The 19092-nt window shown below is 51.3% G+C and carries 17 protein-coding genes and 1 tRNA gene; 3 read left to right on the forward strand and 15 right to left on the reverse strand.

The window, feature by feature from the left end; genetic code table 11:
* Positions 1 to 120: 120 nt before the first annotated feature.
* From AC0YOA_RS04865 to AC0YOA_RS04905, 9 genes are all read right to left on the reverse strand, one after another.
* A complete protein-coding gene (locus AC0YOA_RS04865) occupies positions 121 to 726 on the reverse strand; it encodes a pentapeptide repeat-containing protein (RefSeq protein ID WP_475785654.1) in 606 nt (201 codons plus the stop codon).
* A gap of 22 nt (positions 727 to 748) precedes the next feature.
* Positions 749 to 1387, reverse strand: coding sequence for a pentapeptide repeat-containing protein (locus AC0YOA_RS04870; RefSeq protein WP_475785655.1), 639 nt, complete (start codon positions 1385 to 1387; stop codon positions 749 to 751).
* A gap of 62 nt (positions 1388 to 1449) precedes the next feature.
* A complete protein-coding gene (locus AC0YOA_RS04875; protein ID WP_475785656.1) occupies positions 1450 to 1869 on the reverse strand; it encodes a MarR family winged helix-turn-helix transcriptional regulator in 420 nt (139 codons plus the stop codon).
* Between the two features lie 201 nt (positions 1870 to 2070).
* Positions 2071 to 2796, reverse strand: coding sequence for an N-acetylmuramoyl-L-alanine amidase family protein (locus AC0YOA_RS04880; protein WP_475785657.1), 726 nt, complete (start codon positions 2794 to 2796; stop codon positions 2071 to 2073).
* Positions 2797 to 3296: 500 nt separating this feature from the next.
* Complete coding sequence (locus AC0YOA_RS04885; RefSeq protein WP_210039548.1) at positions 3297 to 4445, reverse strand: serine hydrolase domain-containing protein; 1149 nt, start codon at positions 4443 to 4445, stop codon at positions 3297 to 3299.
* Positions 4446 to 4614: 169 nt separating this feature from the next.
* Positions 4615 to 5052, reverse strand: a complete 438-nt coding sequence (locus AC0YOA_RS04890) for an RrF2 family transcriptional regulator (protein ID WP_475765491.1) — start codon at positions 5050 to 5052, stop codon at positions 4615 to 4617.
* Between the two features lie 243 nt (positions 5053 to 5295).
* The gene (locus AC0YOA_RS04895; RefSeq protein WP_475785658.1) at positions 5296 to 5664 is read right to left on the reverse strand and encodes a DoxX family protein; all 369 of its coding nucleotides are present in this window, start codon (positions 5662 to 5664) and stop codon (positions 5296 to 5298) included.
* 313 nt (positions 5665 to 5977) lie between these two features.
* Positions 5978 to 6064: transfer RNA gene (locus tag AC0YOA_RS04900), tRNA-Leu, on the reverse strand.
* Between the two features lie 81 nt (positions 6065 to 6145).
* Complete coding sequence (locus tag AC0YOA_RS04905) at positions 6146 to 7102, reverse strand: glycosyltransferase family 4 protein (RefSeq protein ID WP_475785659.1); 957 nt, start codon at positions 7100 to 7102, stop codon at positions 6146 to 6148.
* A 171-nt stretch (positions 7103 to 7273) separates the two neighbouring features.
* Between AC0YOA_RS04905 and AC0YOA_RS04910 the strand changes: the two genes are divergently transcribed.
* On the forward strand, positions 7274 to 7672 hold the full coding sequence (locus tag AC0YOA_RS04910) for a response regulator (protein ID WP_210039552.1): 399 nt from the start codon (positions 7274 to 7276) through the stop codon (positions 7670 to 7672).
* 133 nt (positions 7673 to 7805) lie between these two features.
* Here the strand turns inward: AC0YOA_RS04910 and AC0YOA_RS04915 are convergent, their stop codons facing one another.
* Positions 7806 to 11144, reverse strand: coding sequence for a DUF5107 domain-containing protein (locus AC0YOA_RS04915; protein WP_475785660.1), 3339 nt, complete (start codon positions 11142 to 11144; stop codon positions 7806 to 7808).
* A gap of 171 nt (positions 11145 to 11315) precedes the next feature.
* Between AC0YOA_RS04915 and AC0YOA_RS04920 the strand changes: the two genes are divergently transcribed.
* Positions 11316 to 11981 (forward strand): GntR family transcriptional regulator, encoded by a 666-nt coding sequence (locus AC0YOA_RS04920; RefSeq protein ID WP_475785661.1) that lies wholly within the window; start codon positions 11316 to 11318, stop codon positions 11979 to 11981.
* Between the two features lie 21 nt (positions 11982 to 12002).
* Entirely contained in the window at positions 12003 to 13694 is a 1692-nt protein-coding gene (ilvD, locus tag AC0YOA_RS04925) for a dihydroxy-acid dehydratase (protein ID WP_475785662.1), read from the forward strand.
* Between the two features lie 97 nt (positions 13695 to 13791).
* Here ilvD and AC0YOA_RS04930 read toward each other — a convergent pair whose 3' ends face one another.
* From AC0YOA_RS04930 to AC0YOA_RS04950, 5 genes are all read right to left on the reverse strand, one after another.
* Complete coding sequence (locus tag AC0YOA_RS04930) at positions 13792 to 14898, reverse strand: ABC transporter permease (RefSeq protein WP_475785663.1); 1107 nt, start codon at positions 14896 to 14898, stop codon at positions 13792 to 13794.
* On the reverse strand, positions 14898 to 16115 hold the full coding sequence (locus tag AC0YOA_RS04935; protein ID WP_475785664.1) for an ABC transporter permease: 1218 nt from the start codon (positions 16113 to 16115) through the stop codon (positions 14898 to 14900). Before AC0YOA_RS04935 ends, AC0YOA_RS04930 begins: the two co-directional genes overlap by 1 nt.
* 113 nt (positions 16116 to 16228) lie before the next feature.
* Positions 16229 to 17161, reverse strand: coding sequence for an ABC transporter ATP-binding protein (locus AC0YOA_RS04940; RefSeq protein ID WP_210039558.1), 933 nt, complete (start codon positions 17159 to 17161; stop codon positions 16229 to 16231).
* Between the two features lie 156 nt (positions 17162 to 17317).
* Complete coding sequence (locus tag AC0YOA_RS04945) at positions 17318 to 17953, reverse strand: response regulator (RefSeq protein WP_475785665.1); 636 nt, start codon at positions 17951 to 17953, stop codon at positions 17318 to 17320.
* Positions 17950 to 19008 carry a sensor histidine kinase gene (locus AC0YOA_RS04950; protein ID WP_475785666.1) on the reverse strand — a complete coding sequence of 353 codons (1059 nt, stop codon included), beginning with the start codon at positions 19006 to 19008 and terminating at the stop codon, positions 17950 to 17952. Before AC0YOA_RS04950 ends, AC0YOA_RS04945 begins: the two co-directional genes overlap by 4 nt.
* Positions 19009 to 19092 lie beyond the last annotated feature (84 nt).

Genomic DNA, 19092 nt, shown 5'->3' on the forward strand with positions numbered 1-19092 from the left:
TGTTTCTTCCCTCGCAGAGTGCGTTGGGAATTCTAGTTCAAAAAAGCAGCGGGCTCCGATTGGAGGAGCCCGCTGCTTTTTTAATCCGCATGCATATTACGCAATGCTATCTGACAAGCCTCAATCAACCTTGGCGCCAAACGAGCGCAAGAAACCAACGGCCTGCGCGGTGTCCATCCTGGCCCCTTTCACATCCAGCGACTTCCAGTTGACCCCATCCATGATGGCGCCGCGCAAATCGGTCCCGTTCAGCTTCGTTTGCGCCAAATTCGCCCGGGTCAGGTCGCTGTTCCGCAAATCCGCCTTCTCCAGATTGGCGCCGAAGAGATCAGCCTCAAGAAAGCGGATTTCCCGCAGATCCTGTTTATTCAGCTTCGTATACCTCAGATTCGTATAAGACCAATCGCCCCGGAGCAGCGTAATGCCATCCATTTGAGCCTTTGAAAAGTCCGAGCCCGTCATTTTGCAATTGTTGAATTTGGAAACAAACAAATTGGCATCGACAAAATTGCAATTCAAAAAGGCCGATTCCGTATGGATCGAAGCATTCAGCATCGCACCGTGAAAATTGCATTCAATAAACCGGCAGCCGGTGTTCGTCATTTCCTCCATGGAAGCATTCGTGAATATGCAGCGTTCAAATGTGCAGCGCAGCAGCTCGCCGTCCCGCAGATCGCGATCGCTGAAATCCACTGCTTCGTAGTGTTGATCCGTATATTGATACATTTTCTGCCCCCATCATCATTGGCTATTTAATGATCAGGCCCAGAAGGCCCGCAAATGTCGAAGCCTGCCCCGCCGAAATGATGCAGCCCCTCAAGTCATCGATTTCCACCATCAATTCATCGAAATCGCAGTCGCTCAGATCGATCCCCTTGAGCTTGACCCCCGACAGGATTGCCTGATCGATTTTGCAGCGGATGAAGCCGGTTTTGTTCAAAGAAGACTGATAATAGTCGGCGCTGACCAAAGAGCATTCCTCAAACTCAACCTGCTTGAAATTCGCGAACCGGAACAAGGCGTAATCACTCAGGCAGCTGAGAAAAGAAACATGCTGCAGCCTGCTCTTTGTAAAATCCGTACCCATCAATTTGCAGTTTCTGAACTCTGTCCTGTGCAGGAAAGTCCCGGCGAAATCGACATTCGACAGATCGCATTTCTCAAAAATAACGTCCGTCAATTCAGCATTAGGCAATGACGACTCTGCAATGGTCACATTCCTGAACACTATTTTTTCAAATGAAACCCGGGCCGCTTCCTGGCTATGTATGGTGATATCTTCAATGCATCCGTGACTGAATTCATCTTTGGTCATCAGCGCATGCATCCGGTCGGAGATATCTGGCAGGTCTGACGGGATTTTGGGCTGCTCCAGCTTGCTCTTCATACTGTGCATACACCTCCGCAGTTAAAATAGTTGATTCACCAGCCGCTTGTCCATAACCTGGATTAGTGCACATTCTCCCGAATCTTGGCAAGCAGTCTGCGCAGCTCCTGCATCTCATGATCTGCTATTCCTTCGACTGCAAGACGCGGAATATGGTCCACAATAGGGAATATGTCCCCAGCAAGCCGCAACCCTGTCTCCGTTAAAGAGACGATAAAATACCGGCGGTCATTCTCCCGGACCCTCCTGCGGATAATCCGCTTTTGTTCCAGACTTATGATCATTCTCGTTATACTTGATTTATCCTTGTTTAACCTGCCGGCAATCTCATTCTGGGAAAGCTTGTCCCTTTCCTTCAGAAGGATCAGGATCAACGCCTGCTCGGGCGTAATCCCGTAAGGAGCCAGATCTTTCTTGATACGAAAGGCAATTTCCAAATTGACATCATGAATCAATTTCACAACATTATCAGGCAGAACCATATTAGCTGATCACCTCCTGCCCATCAAGAAGCCCATTAGTTGATATGTTAACTATTATAAGGCAGCAATGCAGCACTTACAAGAAGAATGAGTTATCTCCGCTCTCCCGCGGCAAAGCCAAGTGAAACCTGTACATACTGAAACTTATAAGAAAAAGACCCCCGGCTGCCATAAGCCGGAAGGTCGGGAAGGTCGACTTCATCAGGGAGCCTGTCCGCCAAAATAATCCTTGAGTCCGTCTATAATCCCTTGGGCGATATGGGCTTGTCCGTCATGATCCAGCAGCAGAGCTTCATTGCTTGCGTTGGACAAGTAGCCGACTTCAGTCAGGATGGCCGGAACCTCGTTAAGCCGAAGAACCTTCAGATCATTATAGCGCACGCCCCGGTCCTTAAAGCCGTTGGCCGCGAGAATATGCTCCTGGATGACATCCGCAAGCTGTATGCTGCTATCGGAATAATAATAGGTTTCCGTTCCGCTGACTTCCGGGTCATCATAGGTGTTCCCATGAATCGATATGAAGGCATCCGCCTCCAAGTCATTCGAAAATTTCGCCCTGTCATCCAATGAGACGAATGTATCGTCGCTGCGGGTCAGATAAGGATCAAACATCGGGTCCTGCTTCAGCTGATCATATACCTCCTGCGCAAGGGCAAGCGTATAGGCTTTCTCCTCTAATCCGCTGATTGTGGGAGCTCCAGGATCATGCCCGCCATGGCCTGGATCAATGACAATTTTATACTTCCCCGTTTGCTTGTCAACAACTGAAGATGTGGCGGACGGTGATTCGGGACCTGCGAGCATCCCTACGACCTTGGATGAATTATGATTGATTTCATAGATTGCAAATGTGCAGAACAGCAGGAATAATATGAAGATAGTAACGATTCTGCGTCCTGTGCGAGCCGGCCTCATCGGTTTTTGCATGTCAGCCACCTCATTCATGCAAATAGAGCGAAGCTCTATGATGGATCAGATTTGCTATTGCTGCCACGCCGGGGTCGGACACTATCATGAATCCTGTCAGAAATAATCCGGTTTTTATCATGCTGTCTTCCTCTCCTTGTTCCTTGTCTCTTCGCTATCACCTGCTCTCTTAGTTATAAAAGATGGATATAGACAAATCTTCTGAAAATTGTAAACAAAGTGTATCGACTTGTATCCATTTAAAATCGTATAAGCAAACATACTTCTTGATCTGGAAAAAAAGCGGTCAGCCTGACATGCGCACCAGCTCCCCCGGAACCGTATAGAACGCTCTGAACCGCCCGGAAAAAATAAAAAACCAGTCCTATCACGGATTGAACGTGATAGACTGGTTTTTGGATTTTGCTGTTCTATTACCATATAGTATCTATTGCGTGGAGTGTTGAAGTCACATTGAAACAGCACTTGTCAAAGTGCCGCACTGTCGGCTATATTTCCTGCTACAGCGCTCCGTATATAACGGCCCGCAGCCTTGGATGAAAATAAGGCTCGCGGCTTGGCAGCATTTGCTGCATATAAACGACGGACAATTCCTCGTGCGGATCAATCAGCGTCCATGAGCCAGCCAGACCTGCCCAGCCGAACTCACCGATCGTGCCGTTGTTTCCGCCCGCCGCCGGATCCATCAACACGCGGACTCCAAGGCCGTAACCGTATCCGTTCATATGCGCCCAGCTGAAATCCTTGAGCTGCTGCTGACTCAAATGGTTGGTCCGCATCAGCTGAATCGTCTTCGGACTGAGAAGCCGCACGCCATCCAATTCGCCGCCCCTCGCCAGAGCCTGCGCAAACCGGCTGTAGTCGCCGGTTGTCGACAGAAGGCCGCCCCCGCCGCTTTCGTATCTGCATCCTGGCTGAAAAGGGGTATCCATCCTGTCGTTGACGGTCAGCTTGCCGTCTTCTGCACTGTCATACATCACGCATAACCTGTCCCGCTTGTCATCTGAGATTCTGAACGAGGTATCGTTCATCCCGAGCGGTCCGAAAATTTCCTGCTTCAGAAACTCTTCAAAGGTTTGGCCGGACAGCACCTCGATCAAAGCGGCCAGGACGTCATGGCTTGTGCCGTATTTCCAATGCGTGCCGGGATCAAAAGCAAGAGGGATGGCCGCAAGCTGCTTGGACAGCTCCCGCATATTCATCGTGGCGGCGGCGTTCTCCATCATAACGCGGGTCTGCCGTTCGGTTTCCGTCCCAATCCCGCCATATGTAAGACCGGACGACATGGTGAACAGATCCTTGACGCGAATCGGGTTGGCCGCGGGAGATACCGTCATATCGCCAAATTCGTTGTAGCGGTACACCATCGGATTTTTGAACTCGGGCAGATACTCCTCAAGCGGATCGTTCAACAGATAGTGTCCTCTCTCGTAAAGCATGAGCGCCGCGGTGCAGGTAATCACTTTGGTCATCGAATAAATTCGGTAAATGGTATCCGTGCTGATTTCCTTCTTCTTCTCCAGATCCGCATAACCGAAGCTGTCCTGGTATAATACTTCCCCGCGGCGGACAACGGTTAAGGCGCAGCCGGCCGGTCCTTTTTCCACAAAGCTCTTAAGGATCGGAGTCAATCGTTGTATCCGGTTCATTAATGCATCCCCTTTCTGAAAACGTTTACCATCATAGTAGCACATGGTTTTGGCAGGTGTAAATTAAGACGGGGCCCCCTTCCCAAAAAAAATTGGGTCCTCGTGCATGAGTAGCCCCAAACGTGCTTCTTGTTGATCGTGCCGGACTTATTATTTGGTGTGATATACCCTAAACGTTGAAGAAGTCGACCCTGGACATGACATGATCAATGGTGAATTGATGAAGATACTGAATAGTGTTCTGTTCCGCATTGTGGAGAATTTTTTCCAGCTCCAGATCCAGAAACTCCCCGGCCTCCCCGCAATCCGCTTCTTGAGCGGGCTCTTTTCCTCCCGTGTTGACTGCATCATATATATCTCCGAGCGTAAGCGCGGCAGTATCTTTTTTGAGAATATATCCTCCCTCACGACCACCCTTGGATTCCACGATTCCGGCGCTGGCCAAGGCTTGAAGAACTCTTCGCAGGAAAGTGGCATGGGAATCCACCTGGCTGGCAATCATGGCACTTGATAAAATGCCCCTGCTTTGGGCTAGCCAGACAACGGCATGAATGGCGATTTTGAAATGCGGCGGCCCGAAATCGATTCGTTTATTCGCTGTGCTCATTACCGCTCACTCCCTTCTTCATTACAGCATGTCAGAATTTCAATATGTGTGTAATATAGGCACATTATATGTTTTTTACCCGTCTGTGGCAAATTCTATTCAACCTGTTGCCTTTGGTGCATCTATTAGAAAAAGAGAGCCAGTCGTGATTGGCTCTCTTTGATTTGACTTCTATAGTATCGCCTGTACACATCTGCCTGTTGAAGCTGACGATTGATAATTTGGATGCCCGAACAACCGTCATTAACCCGGGAAATTCGCAAGCTCCGAGCTTTGCAGCAGAGTAACCGCAACGGATAGAATCAGCAGCACGATTACGGGCAATAACGCGGTTACCGGATCCTTGACCCGGATATGAGCGGCGGCAGCGCCCAGCATGATAAATCCAAGCCAGATGCCAGCCCACGCCGACCAGCTTGGCTCCCAGAAGCCGATGACCAGCGCGATCACCGCTATATACTGGGTCAGACCGGTAAAGACCCGAAACCATTGCGGCAGCTTCAAATGGGCAAAACTATCCACCTGCATTTTGGTGCCAAAAACCTTCATTGAACCCGCCATCAGAAACACTAGACCTAATAGGATTTCAATAATCATGGCTAAAACGTCCACATCCATCTCTCCCCGTATGCTCTTTTTTTAACACAATGTGCATGACCATGGCTGTAATCATAAAGCATAATACATCAATATTCATCTCTCCTTGCCAGCCTTCAGCAATCCTCAGATTTAATTGCAACTGGTGTAGGCACATTATAGAACGAAAGCTTGATGAATGCAATACTGAATTAAAATATGAGATAGTCTCCAAATGTATGCCTTTCATGAAGTGGAGCAAAACGCCAAGAGCAGTAACCGGACGAAGCCGGTGCTGAACAAACAAAAAAACCCTTCCTTTGAGAAGAGTTAGTTTAGTTTAAAGGTATGGTGCGGTCGAGAGGACTCGAACCTCCACGGCATTGCTACCACTGGAACCTGAATCCAGCGCGTCTGCCAATTCCGCCACGACCGCATATTAGCGAGAAAATCATTTTCGCTCAATATTCAATACTATACCGTTTATCTATGAGAATGTCAACATTATTTTCCTTAATTATTGAATCAGCAACAATATGATGGAGAATAAACCGGTGCAAATATTGATTAAATACAGGAAGGATACCACCTGAACCGGTTTCATGCCTGTTTTTAACAATACATAATGCGCCTGGGAAGCGTCTGCCTTGTAGAAGGGAACGCCCTTCATCATCCTCCAGATCACAACACGGACATTGTCCAGGATCGGAACGCTGAGCGCAAGAATCGGAATGAACAAGGACAGGACTGTCGCCTGCTTGAAGGCTCCGTCAAGCGCAATAACGGCAAGGATGAAGCCAAGAAAAGTAGCTCCTGCATCGCCCATGAACACTTTTGCCGGCGGCCGGTTGTATCTCAGATAACCCAGGGATGCGCCTACAAGAATCGTAGCCATCATCGCCGACTCGCCTTGTCCCATTACAAGCGCGACCACCAGAAGCGTTGTTCCCGATATAGCGGATAATCCGCTGGCCAAGCCGTCAATCCCGTCTGTAAAGTTAATTACCGTTGTTACGCCAAAAATCCATAAGACGGTGAAGAGGAACTGGAACAACTCGGGAAGTACGTAATAGCTTCCTGTGAAGGGATTCTCAAAGCCGCTGAATACAATCCCCGAGCTGTAGACCAGAATGGCAGCACCCATCTGAACCACAAATTTTGGCAGCGAGGCAAATTCCTTGCCATGCGTCTTGTACCAGTCGTCAACAAGGCCGATGATCAGAATGATCAGGCCGCCTCCGAGAATAGCCCCGGTCTTGATCCAATTATCGTGAACAAATATCAGATATAAAATGACAAAGGCAGCATAAATCGCAATGCCTGCGGTCAGCGGAATCGGTTCCCGGTGAATTTTGCGTTCGTTGTTGGTTTGGGGCTTGTCCACAAATCCGATCCTGAGTGCCAGCTTGCGAAGCGGCGGTATAAGTGCGATAACAATAGCAATAGCAAACACAAAAGCGATAATATAATTCATATCATTCTCCTTATCGATCATGATAACCTATCTGAAATTATAATCATCCCCCCGCTTAAATGCAATCCTGACACAGGAGCTTGCGCTGTTCACGCTTTTTAGCCAGCGGTCCGTTCAGTTTTTGTTCAGACTGCCCTGATATGATCGGCTTAAGACAAGGAGGCGATGACCATGAATGGAATCAAAGTAATGGTAGTCGACGATACCGCATTTATGCGCATGATGATGCGCGGCCTTCTGGAGAGTCTGGGTCTTGAGGTTGTAGCGGAAGCCGGCAACGGCATTGAAGCTGTTAATCTCTATAAAAGAGTAAGACCCCAGCTTGTGACCATGGATATTACGATGCCCGAAATGGACGGAGTCAGCGCCCTCAAAAATATCAAGCAGGTCGATCCGGCAGCTAAAATTATTATGTGCTCCGCGATGGGACAGCGGGAAATGGTCCTTGAGGCCATTCGAAGCGGCGCATGCGATTTTGTCGTCAAACCGGTGCAAAAGGAACGATTGGCCGAGGCGATATCCAATCATTTCCAGACCTTCGCAAATTCAGCCGGAGGTGGCCATATTTAGTGAATCTCCAATGAAAAAGCGGCTGAACAGATTATTTTCTGCTCAACCGCTTTTTATGTTACTCTCCAGCCCACTTTGAATCTTAAGGTGAAGATATCACTTTCTTGCCTTTCTCCCCTGCCATTATTCTCGTTTACTCCGCGGTTTGCAAATGAATGATTGCCCCTTGATGATTGGGTTCAAGGCGGAGCACTTCCTCCAATTGAGCCTGCGATTCAGCCAAGCGGCCAAGCCCCAGATGGCCGAGGCCGATCATATAGCGGCAGTGGATTTCATTGCGTCTGTTCAGATCGTCATCGAACACCAGAAAATCGGGAAGCGAAACAGCAAAATAATCGAGCTTAACCTTGTCAAACAGATGGGTTTCCCCATAATCAATCAGTTTATTGAAGCGGGAAGCCGCTTCCTTATCCCCTTGCAGCCTGGACCAGGCAAGCCCCTGGTAGAAAATCGTATCCGGCGGCTGATCATTATAGAACATCGCTCCCGCAGGCTCATCAATACCCTGCGAAGCAAGGCGGAATGCCTTCTTTGCTTCTTCATTGCGTCCATCCGCTTCCAGCGCACATCCCAGGTAATAGTAAATATTGTTCTCCTGTGCGCCGGCCAGCTTCCCCTCGCCCAGATTATCCGGATACACGAGCGCGCGCAGCAGCACTTTCTCCGCTTCCTGATATGCCTGTTCAGCAAGAAGCTTCTTGCCCAGCTCCACATGCGCCAGCACATACTGACCGGTAACCTTGCCTTCCCCACCTTCCCATGGATGGAATTTGCGGGAATTCAACAGGCCGATCGCTTCCTCATGCCTGCGTACCGTGTTATGCAGAGTGACATACTCTACAAATAAATCATCGCGCATTCTCACCTGATCCGGATGGCTGCTCAAATGATCAAGACGCTCCTGCGCGCTGATGCCGAGCTTTTTGTACAGCTGGTCGAGCTCGTACAGCACCCGCGCGTCGCTCTGGTCTGCGGCATAAGCAAGCTCCAGATAGGTCCGGGCTTTCCCGGGATCGTTCTGTTTATTGAAATAGGCCAGCGCCAGATTGCGGTGGGACGTTGGAAACGAAGAATCCAGCTCTGTTGAGGCTTCCCAATGCCGGATGGCCTCCTGATGCCTTTTCTTATCATATAACAAGTTGCCCAGATAATAATGAGCCCGTGCATCGCCAGGGTTTTGCCCCAAAGCATATTCCAGCACCTGCATGTCGAGCAGGCTGTTAGGGAAACAGTATGCTGAAGAGGCTGCCTGCCCCGCCCGTAACTGTTTCGCGGAATCATCCTGTCTTCCAAGCTTCCCATATAAATATCCCAATGTGTAATGCAGCATTGGATATACATCCCCGGCTTGATCCGGCAGGGCTCCATGCAATACGTCAGCTGCTTCCTCGTACAGCCCGCAGCCCACATAGTCAGCGGCCAGCTGCAAATAATTATGCGCATCGCCGCGCAGCAAATACCTGAAATTGTCCAGGGAGGCAGCCGCTTCTTCATGCAGGCCCCTTGCATCGAGGTTTAAATATTTTTCATAATTTGCGCCGAAGTCTGCAACATCAAGGTTCAATGTTTCCACTGCCGCGCTTACAGCCGCTTCATACCTGCCAAGCTTCCGCAGCAGCGCTGTTTTCAGATGGCGCGCCTTATAATTCCGCGTATTGCGGATAAGCGAGCGCTCTGTCAGCTCCAGCGCTTCCTCATAGGACTTTCTGGCGCCGGCGATTTGAGCGAGCGTAAAATATCCACTGTCCTGCCACGCGGCGGACCATACCGATTTGTACAGCGCTTCGAAGGCTTCTTCGTGACGTTCCTGCAGCTTGAGCGAAACGCCCAGCTGGTAATAGGCCTCGCTGTCGTACGGATTGGTATTGCGCGCCGTCAAGGTCTTGATTGCGCGCCGGAAATGCGTCTCCGCCTCTGTGAACAGGCCTCTGCGCAGCAGAAGCGTGCCATAGGCAACATTGATGCGGATATCGCCGGCACTGCGCTTCAATCCTTCCAGATAATACTCCTCCGGCTCGAATGTCGCATGGCGGTACTGCTCCAGATGAAGACCGGCCAGCAGCAGCTCTTCCACCGTCAGCAGCTCCTGCGGTGCAGGCATCGGCTGTGCGGCCTCAGGCATTTTCTCGATTGCCGGTTTTTTGGGCTGATAGCCGACCAGCGTACGTCCTGCCGCATCGCGTACAGTAAGCATGAGGTCGTGGGCCTGATCGTCTTCATGAAGCTGCATCGTCTGCGTGAACGATTCAAGCGGCGACAGGCTCACGCTCAGCAGCAAATAACGGCTGCGGGCGCTGGACAGTTCTACCGTGGCATTTTCGAACCGGGACGTCGCATAGACCTGTATCCGGATGCTGCGGTCCGCGGAATCCACCTCCAGGTTGACTGCGGCATCCCTGGAAGCATTTTTCACGACGCCAATCTGCTTGTAAGGCATGAAATATTGGGTGAAGGATTTCTCCTCATAAGGCTGAAGCCAGGTGAAGTCGGGCTGGTTATCGGTGTAGACTCCCGTCATAAGCTCAATGTAAGGACCATCCTCGTCTGTCAGATTGCGGTCCCACGCCTGGCCGAATTCCCCATTGCCCCATGTCCACTGTTTTTTGCCCGGCGAAATATGATGGTTGGCGACATGCAGCAGACCCGCCTGAACCGCGTGATCGTAACCCCCGACAAAATTATAGTCGGAATGATATGCCATGTACGAGGTGGGAACCGGAATGTTGGCATACCGGGAAATATCGACCCCGGCGGAATAATCCATTTTGTAATAGGTTCCAGTCGCTATAGGAAAACGGGATACATCGCGCTTGCCATGATCGAATACGGCATGGACGTCCGGTGGGAATACCGATTGGGTGTGGTCATTGACCGCTACCGCCGGATTGGCCCACCACAGGAATGTTTGCGGCTCCGGTGTGCGATTGTACAGCTGCGCATTGATCTCCAGATAGGCCGCTCCCGCATGGAGCGTGAATCCGGCAGTCATCTTGGTGCCGTACATCCGGTCAATCTCGCTGACCCATACCGTTGCGCTGCCGTCCTCATTTTCGCCAAACGTACATTCCACCGCTCCGTACGTATTGGGCCTGTGATGCTGCGGCCAGTTAAATTCAATCCCGCCTGAAATCCACGGCCCCGCCAGGCCGACCAAGGCAGGCTTGATGACCCGGTTATAATAAACAAAATCATAGTTATTCGTCTTATCTACTGCACGGTAGATTCGTCCGCCGATTTCCGGCATGATTTCAATCCGCAGAAACTCATTCTCCAGAATAATCATCCGGTAAGCCCGCAGTTCCTTGTCATCGTTTATTTTATCAATTACCGGATGGGGATAGACCTTCCCCGAACTGCCCTGATAAACCCGTTTCTCCAGAAACATCGGGTTTTTATCCGGCTTGCCGACCCCGTAAGTGGGGATTTCGACTATTTCCTCACGGACTGTTGCCTGTGGAATCTTCTTGTCCATTGCCTCGCGCCCCTTTCCTGATATGCTTTAACTTTACAAGGGAGCAAGGGAGAGAACAATTGACCATTGACGGTTTATGATGGACAATATTCGGCTCCATCCCGATTTCACTTGCAATCGATATATGTATGCGATATATTGCATATAACATTATGAATAAGGATGATGCAAATGCCCATACCTGAGAATTTCTCCTCTCCCATTCGAATGTCCGCCAAAGAAAGAGCCTTCTCGCAAATCCAGCGATGGATCATTGACGGGACCCTTGGACCGGGCGAGAAATTAATCGACGCCGAGCTGGCAGAATCTCTGGCTGTCAGCAGAACGCCGATCAGGGAAGCTTTTCAGCTGCTGGAAGTCCAGGGACTGGTTTCCATGCATCCCGGCAAAGAAACCAGGGTTACCCGTATCGAGAAGGACGATATTCTCAAAATGTATCCGACTCTTGCCGCGCTGCATGCGCTCGCTGCCGAATATTCGTCAAGACTCCTATTGCCGCAGCAGATTGAGCTGCTAAAGGAGCTTAACGGACAGTTCGCTCATGCCATCGGGATCGGCCAGCCATACCAGGCGATGGAGCTTGACGAACAATTCCATAATCTGATCGTTGAGGCTTCGGACAACGCCTACATCGCTTCCTTCAGCGCATCGCTCCAAATTCACATCAGAAGGTTCAAATATGTCTTTTTGAAGCAGCCGGTCGCCGCGACCTTAACCTCGGTGGAAGAGCATGCCTCCATCATTGCAGCCTTGGAGAAGCAGGATCCGGACAAGGCTTCCGCAATGATGAAACAAAACCTGATCAGACCGATGCATGAGCTGTATGCGTTAATCTGACGACGAGAGGAATGAACAAGAATGGCAGACAAAAAAGATTTGAGAATTCGCAGCAAAGTCATCAGCGAGGGCGTGAACCGCGTCCCTAACCGCGCCATGCTCCGGGCAGTCGGATTTCAGGATGCGGATTTCAAGAAGCCCATGATCGGCGTGGCAAGCACCTGGAGCGAGGTCACTCCGTGCAATATCCATATTAATGACTTGGCCGTCCAGGCGAAAAAGGGAATTCAGGATCATGGCGGCGCCCCGCTGATATTCAATACCATTACCGTTTCGGACGGGATTTCAATGGGACATGAAGGCATGCTGTATTCGCTGCCCAGCCGTGAAGCGATAGCGGACTCCATTGAAATCGTAACGAACGCGGAACGGTTTGACGGCCTGGTTGCCGTTGGCGGGTGCGATAAAAACACCCCTGCTTGCCTCATGGCCATCGGGCGCATGAATTTGCCGGCTGTCTATGTGTATGGAGGAACGATCCAGCCTGGGAAGCTGGATGGCAAAGATATCGATATTGTCAGCGCCTTCGAAGCAGTCGGCCAATATCATGACGGCAGAATGACCGATGAAGAACTGCATAAGGTCGAGTGCAATGCCTGTCCCGGAGCCGGTGCCTGCGGCGGCATGTATACGGCCAACACCATGGCCTCAGCCGCCGAAGCAATGGGAATGAGTCTGCCCGGCTCTTCTTCCACCCCGGCTGTCTCCGCCAATAAAGCGGTGGAATGCGAGGAAGCGGGACGAAGCGTGCTCGAGCTCCTGGAGAAGGGAATTTATCCTCGTGATATCATGACCAAGAAGGCATTCGAGAATGCGATCACCGTTGTCATGGCTCTAGGCGGTTCAACCAACGCGTTCCTCCATCTGATCGCCATTGCCCATTCGGTGCAGGTTGATTTGACCTATGACGATTTCGAGCGCATACGAATCAAGGTTCCTCATCTTGCGGATTTGAAGCCGAGCGGCAAATATGTCATGCAGGACCTTAATGATATCGGCGGTGTTCCCGGTGTGATGAAGCTTCTTCTCGACCAGGGCTTTCTTCACGGGGACTGCATGACCGTTACAGGCAGGACATTGGCTGAGAACCTGGCGGAGGCTGCGCCTTTGCAGGAGAATCAGGATATTATCCGTCCGTTCGATAACCCTCTGAAGCCAAGCGGCCCCTTGGTCGTGCTGCGTGGAAATTTGGCGCCTGAGGGAGCCATTGCCAAGATGTCCGGGATGAAAAAGCTGCGTTTTACCGGCCCTGCCCGGGTATACGACAGCGAGGACGCGGCAACAGCCGCGATTTTGAACAATGAAATCCAGAAAGGGGATGTGCTGGTCATCCGGTACTGCGGTCCCAAGGGCGGACCGGGCATGCCCGAGATGCTGTCCGTCACGGCTCTGATTGTCGGAAAAGGTCTTGGCGGTGAGGTTGCCCTGATCACCGACGGAAGATTTTCAGGCGGATCGCACGGCTTCGTCGTGGGGCATGTTGCGCCGGAAGCGCAGACAGGCGGCCCCATTGCCCTGCTGCAGGAGGGGGATACCGTGACTATCGACAGTGAAACACAGGACATTTCATTCCAGGTTACCCCGGAGGAGCTGGAGAAACGGACCCGCGAATGGACTCCGCTGCCGCTGAAATTTACGACAGGCGTGCTTGCCAAATACGCGCGGCTGGTATCGTCGGCATCCAAAGGCGCGGTCACGGATTTATTCGAATAGCTCATTCCATATTGCCAAAAGATCCTCAACCGCATCGGTTTTGAGGATCTTTTTTTGCATCGTGCAGTTATTATGGCTCACACGGTCATCACAACGATTATGCCCTTTGGCGTTCCATTAAATTAATTCCCACTCCAAGGCATACCACGCCTATCAACAACAGCTTGGCGGCAGGCATCAGCACATCGGACCATCCATCCTCATAAATTGCCACTCCCGTTAATGCCTGCAGTGCATGGGTCAGCGGGAAAATCTGCGCCAAGCCAAGAATGATTGGATTCGTGAGTGTGCCGGGCGGGACATACACTCCGCCAAGCATGGGCATAATCGGGACGATGGCCGGCAGCACCGAGTTGAATTGCTCCGGTGTTCTCAGTATCCCTGCAAGCAGCATGGCAAACGCCACCATTGCAAAGGTATACAAGGCCCCGAGAATAAGCAGCATGCCGAATTGCTCGCCCAGCTGATAGCCGAATCCATAACGGAAGACGAGAAAAACAATTGCAATTTGCGCGAATCCGACCAGAGAGCTGTATAGCAGATGTCCCAGGTACATTTCCGTTTTGCGTACAGGCGACAGAATGACCCGGTTCCATATGCCGGAGGCTTTTTCAGATGTCAGGGAACTGACCTTGAATCCGATGGTAAAAATGACCAGGAACAAGGTGAAGCCGAATAAATAATGTACGCTCATATCATACTTGGCGATAGCTTGCCCGTTCAATGACTGTGTCCGCAGCGTAAGAGCCGGCTGCTGGAGATCACGATCCGCTGCCTGCCGGAATCCGCTTGCGTCCTCTGCCAGTCCTGCTGCAGCGCGCAGCTTCAGCTCCTTCTCGAAGACCGCGTGTACTTGTCTTTCCACGATTTCAACATTAGGACCGTCAACCGCTGCAATCATCCGGTAATCCTCCGCCATGAGCTTGACCGCGACATCCGCCCTTCCTTCGCGGACGTCCAGCCGGGCCTGTTTTTCGTCCCGGAGCTTGAACTGATAAGCCTCACTTTGATTTAACCGGTCTATCCATGACTCGGCTTCCGCTTTAGTGAGCCCTTGATCGCCGAAGACATCGATCTTCATTTTATTGGAGCCCATCAAGCTGCTGGATAGAAGAGTAGCCCCAATGCTGATCGCAAGAAAAACGAGAACCAGAACCGGGGACCGCCTGTCTTTGATCCATTGCGCCAAAAATACCGGAAACATCAGATCCGCCCCCTTCTCGGAAACAGCAAGCATCCCAGTACAATCAACATGATCGAGAAAACCGCCAACTTCAGAAATGGCATCGTCAGAACAGTAAACGAATCCTGCCCGATCCACTGGATGAAGACGGATAAGGAAACGCCGTTAGGCGTCCATTCTCCGGCCTGTTTAAGCCAATCGGGCAGAATGTATTTGGGAATAAAGCTCCCTCCGATCGTCCCCAGTATTCCGATGATAAGGGAAAACAATCCGCTTGCCGCCGAGTCTTTCATCCGAAAGGTCATAGAGGTGAACAATGCGGAGAAAGCTGCCACGCTCAGGGAGGTCGCTATCGTAATCAATGCCATACCCGACCAAAATTGAAGCGAGCGTCCCGGGAACAAATTGAAAATAAAGTGGGACAGAAGAATAAGGATCGATAATTGCAGCAGTGACATACAGAAGGTCGATCCAACTTTCCCGGCCAGATATTGGAACGGGTGACTGCCTGCCAGCAGGATTCGCTGAAACACATGCTCCCTCTTCTCGGTTATTGCTTTCACAGCGGTTGTGATGGAGATAAACAGGGCAAACACGATACTGATTGCGATGGCATAATATTGAAATGAAGTGAGCGGCTTTACACCGGCTATCGTCTCCAGTCCGCCAGCCGGAGATACCGCTTCAGTCAGGTCTGGCGCTGCTGTACGCGTATCCAGCGTATGATCGATCGCAGATTGCAGATTCAATGATTGCATAAATTCGTTGATCAGATCCTGCAGCACGTCAATCCGCATCGATGAACGGTGATCCGCCGTTAGCGTGATAGCGGCGCCGCCCCCTTCATTCAGCAGCATCTTGTTCAGTGCCGCCAGAGTGAAGCCTTCGGGAATGGTAATTATCGCTTCTATATCTTTATGCTGCAGCCGGTTACGGGCGGTCTCGCTATCCATCACATGGGTTGTGATGAAGGATTGTTCCTCCATCCTTTGCATCAGCAGTGAGGCCGGCAGTATTTGTTCAGGCTGATTCTCAAGCGACGATACGAATTTCCCAGGCAAAGATAGTGATGCGGATGAACTCCGGAATTGTGCCAGAGCAGCCGCTTCGTTGTCTTCATTGACGATGGCCACGGTCATTTGCAGCGGAGCATCCGATTTTTCCACCCAGGATGACGTAGTGAATCCCAGAATGACAATAATGACGAGAGATGTCAGGATTGAGATGATCATTTCCATGCGGTCTCTCCACAAAACCAGGAAATCCTTTCTAATAAATGGTCCCAACCAGGTCCCCTCCCTCACGTTTTGCAGCAGCAAACTTTCCTTCGCACGTTTATTCTTATGAGAAGCTAATCCCTTAATTTGCGGCCGGTCAGATGCAGGAATACATCTTCCAGACTTGGTGTGTGTACGTGGATGTTTACAATCTGCACATGCTGCCGCTCAGCCTCTTTGACCACCTCGGAGAGAATGCCGCTCTGTTTCATGACAATCAGCTTCAGCCCTTTTTCCGTTTCTTCGGCCATCCTGACCGGCTTCAATGCCTGAAGCTCCCGGGCAAGCTCCGGGCTCGGCTCGTTAAGCTCGATAAGCAGAGTATCTTCCCCGGATAAAATGCGCCGCAATTCCTCCTGGGTGCCCGAAGCAATAATCCGGCCATGATCCATGATGTATACGCGGCTGCATAATTGTTCGACCTCTTCCATGTAATGGCTCGTATACAGAACGGTCGTGCCCTTCTCCCTGTTCAGCAGCCGGACGGTGTCCAGAATGTGATTGCGGGACTGCGGATCAATTCCGACAGTCGGCTCATCCATGATCACAATCTGCGGATCATGCAGCAGGGCAGCGGCAATATTGATACGACGTTTCATACCGCCCGAGAACGTTCTGATCAATTCCTTCTGCCGCTCACGAAGACCGACCATCTCCAGCACTTCTTGAATTTTCAGTTCCAGCCCGCTGCCTCTCAGCTTATAAATGCGGCCGAAAAATTTCAGATTCTCATAGGCCGACAGCTCTTCGTACAAGGCGATTTCCTGCGGCACCACTCCCAGCACCCTGCGGATATCCTGCGGATGCTTCACGACACTTTTCCCGTTCAGCCTCACGTCTCCGCCCGTTGGTCTCAGAAGTGATGAAATCATTGAAATAGTCGTCGATTTCCCCGCTCCGTTTGGTCCGAGCAGACCGACCGATTCGCCTTGATCCAGATACAAGCTGACTTCGTCGACAGCGGTTTTCCCCTTGAAAACCTTGCGCAGCTCCACCGTTTCCAGCATGTTGCTTGCCCCCTTTCGAGTTATGGCGATCCTTCATCCGTTAAAGCACTCATTATTATCCCGATGGCATACTTAAAGTTTATATACAAAAAGACAGTGCTCCCACTGCCTTCGGTCATTTCAAGTTTGGCAAACCATGACTTGCGTCACTTTTATTCAAACGATACCGTGCCGGATCGCATAGATGGCCAGCTGCGTCCGATCGCGCAGGTCCAGCTTATCCATGACCTGACTGAGGTGATTCTTGACCGTACCGACGGATAGCCCCAGGTCGCTTGCGATTTCCTGATTGCTCCGTCCGACCCCGACCTGGCGGATGATCGCCAGCTCACGGGGTGTTATGGATGCATCGATCTGCTGCTTTTCTCCGGTTCCCCTGAGCAGCTGCGGAATGATCTTGGCCGCCACGTCGTCCTGCAGGGCAAGCCCGCCGGCCAGACAGCTTCTGATGGAGCGGATGAGCGCTTCCGGCTCGGCATCCTTGAGCATATATCCGTTTGCCCCAAGCTTCAGCGCCTCCAGCGCGTACTGTTCATCGTTGAACGTGGTAAGCATGAGCACCTTGCACTGAGGCCAGCGTGTCCGGATTATTCGCGCCGCCTCCAGACCGTTCATTTCCGGCATGCGGATATCCAGCACGATAATGTCGAAGGCCCGGGACTCGCACAGCTTCACAGCATCCTTCCCGCTGCCGGCCTCACCGGTGACCCGCATTTCGCTGTCGGTTTCGATCATCATTTTGAGTCCTTGCCGTACCATTGCCTGATCCTCGGCGAGCAGAATTCTGATCATGCCTCCACCTCACCCTTTTTAACCATCGATAATGTCCCCCGCACGATAAACTGCTCTTCATAGGCAAGGATATCCAGCTGCCCTCCGGCAGACTCGATTCTCTCCCGCATGGAGCGGAGTCCGAAGCCTTCCCGGAAAGGCTTATTTTCTTTGCGTGTATTGATAATTTCAAATCTGAATACGCCTCCGCCGGGCGCTTCAAACAATATATCGGCATCGCGGGCATTGCTGTGCCTCATCATGTTCGTCAGAGCCTCCTGCACAGCGCGGTAGACGGCAATGGACTGCGTATTGCTCAAAGGCGCCGAAAGAGCGCCATGCTTCACAGAAAAATTAACCCGGATGAAGCTCTCCGCTTCCAGCTTGCGGATCAAGCTCAGAATGGCGGCCAACCCGCCTGCCTCATGCTGCTTCAAGGCTTTGACCGCATTGCGCGTCTCCTCGAGACTTTCCTTGGCCAGAACCTTCAGCGCCTGCATGCGGCCCGCTGCTGCAGGATCTGCCTCCATGCGGAATACCTCCAGCTGCATTAACAGCGCCGTCAATTTATGCCCGACAGAATCGTGAATATCCCGTCCGACCTGTACCCGCTCCTCCTGACGCGCCGCTTGCTCGTCTGAGACGATACGCCGCTTCATTTTACGATATTCGCTCAGCAGCGCTTCATTCCGGGCAGTCATTTCCTCTTCATTCTTCCAGATTCCGCGAAAGACCATAAAGGCTGCACCGTGCAATAAGCCATACAAGCCAATAAACAGCGGTGAAAAGGTTGAATAGCCCCAGTAACCCGGTGAAATCGCCCCAATCAACAGAATAACACTAATTACCGATGCGTGAGGGCCAGGAAGCCTGTAAACCGCCTCCCCTGCGATCAGTGAGAAAACAAGCAGCGGATATGGATTGGGGGATCCTCCGCCTTCCGGCCAAAGCGCAATGACAGCCATTATGGCGGCAGCGCTTAAAATTACCGTCAGTGCAATTGGCTTCTCCCGGAAGAGAGGAGTTATGAAATACAAGGCGAAGAACAGTGCGCTCATAAGGATACGCCAAGGCATTTCCGCGGGGCTCATTGAAAAAGAAGCAAAATTGCAAATCCAGACAATCGCCAGAAACGAAAACCAAACCCAATATGAGCGCAT

Source organism: Paenibacillus sp. JT22N12, assembly GCF_056269365.1.

Coding starts and splice junctions, on each gene's coding strand:
- AC0YOA_RS04885 (WP_210039548.1), bottom strand. CDS start 4,445: ATGAACCGGATACAACGATTGACTCCGATCCTTAAGAGCTTTGTGGAA.
- ilvD (WP_475785662.1), top strand. CDS start 12,003: ATGGCAGACAAAAAAGATTTGAGAATTCGCAGCAAAGTCATCAGCGAG.
- AC0YOA_RS04950 (WP_475785666.1), bottom strand. CDS start 19,008: ATGCCTTGGCGTATCCTTATGAGCGCACTGTTCTTCGCCTTGTATTTC.
- AC0YOA_RS04930 (WP_475785663.1), bottom strand. CDS start 14,898: ATGTTTCCGGTATTTTTGGCGCAATGGATCAAAGACAGGCGGTCCCCG.
- AC0YOA_RS04920 (WP_475785661.1), top strand. CDS start 11,316: ATGCCCATACCTGAGAATTTCTCCTCTCCCATTCGAATGTCCGCCAAA.
- AC0YOA_RS04890 (WP_475765491.1), bottom strand. CDS start 5,052: ATGAGCACAGCGAATAAACGAATCGATTTCGGGCCGCCGCATTTCAAA.
- AC0YOA_RS04940 (WP_210039558.1), bottom strand. CDS start 17,161: ATGCTGGAAACGGTGGAGCTGCGCAAGGTTTTCAAGGGGAAAACCGCT.
- AC0YOA_RS04910 (WP_210039552.1), top strand. CDS start 7,274: ATGAATGGAATCAAAGTAATGGTAGTCGACGATACCGCATTTATGCGC.
- AC0YOA_RS04865 (WP_475785654.1), bottom strand. CDS start 726: ATGTATCAATATACGGATCAACACTACGAAGCAGTGGATTTCAGCGAT.
- AC0YOA_RS04870 (WP_475785655.1), bottom strand. CDS start 1,387: ATGAAGAGCAAGCTGGAGCAGCCCAAAATCCCGTCAGACCTGCCAGAT.
- AC0YOA_RS04880 (WP_475785657.1), bottom strand. CDS start 2,796: ATGCAAAAACCGATGAGGCCGGCTCGCACAGGACGCAGAATCGTTACT.
- AC0YOA_RS04905 (WP_475785659.1), bottom strand. CDS start 7,102: ATGAATTATATTATCGCTTTTGTGTTTGCTATTGCTATTGTTATCGCA.
- AC0YOA_RS04945 (WP_475785665.1), bottom strand. CDS start 17,953: ATGATCAGAATTCTGCTCGCCGAGGATCAGGCAATGGTACGGCAAGGA.
- AC0YOA_RS04915 (WP_475785660.1), bottom strand. CDS start 11,144: ATGGACAAGAAGATTCCACAGGCAACAGTCCGTGAGGAAATAGTCGAA.
- AC0YOA_RS04875 (WP_475785656.1), bottom strand. CDS start 1,869: ATGGTTCTGCCTGATAATGTTGTGAAATTGATTCATGATGTCAATTTG.
- AC0YOA_RS04935 (WP_475785664.1), bottom strand. CDS start 16,115: ATGGAAATGATCATCTCAATCCTGACATCTCTCGTCATTATTGTCATT.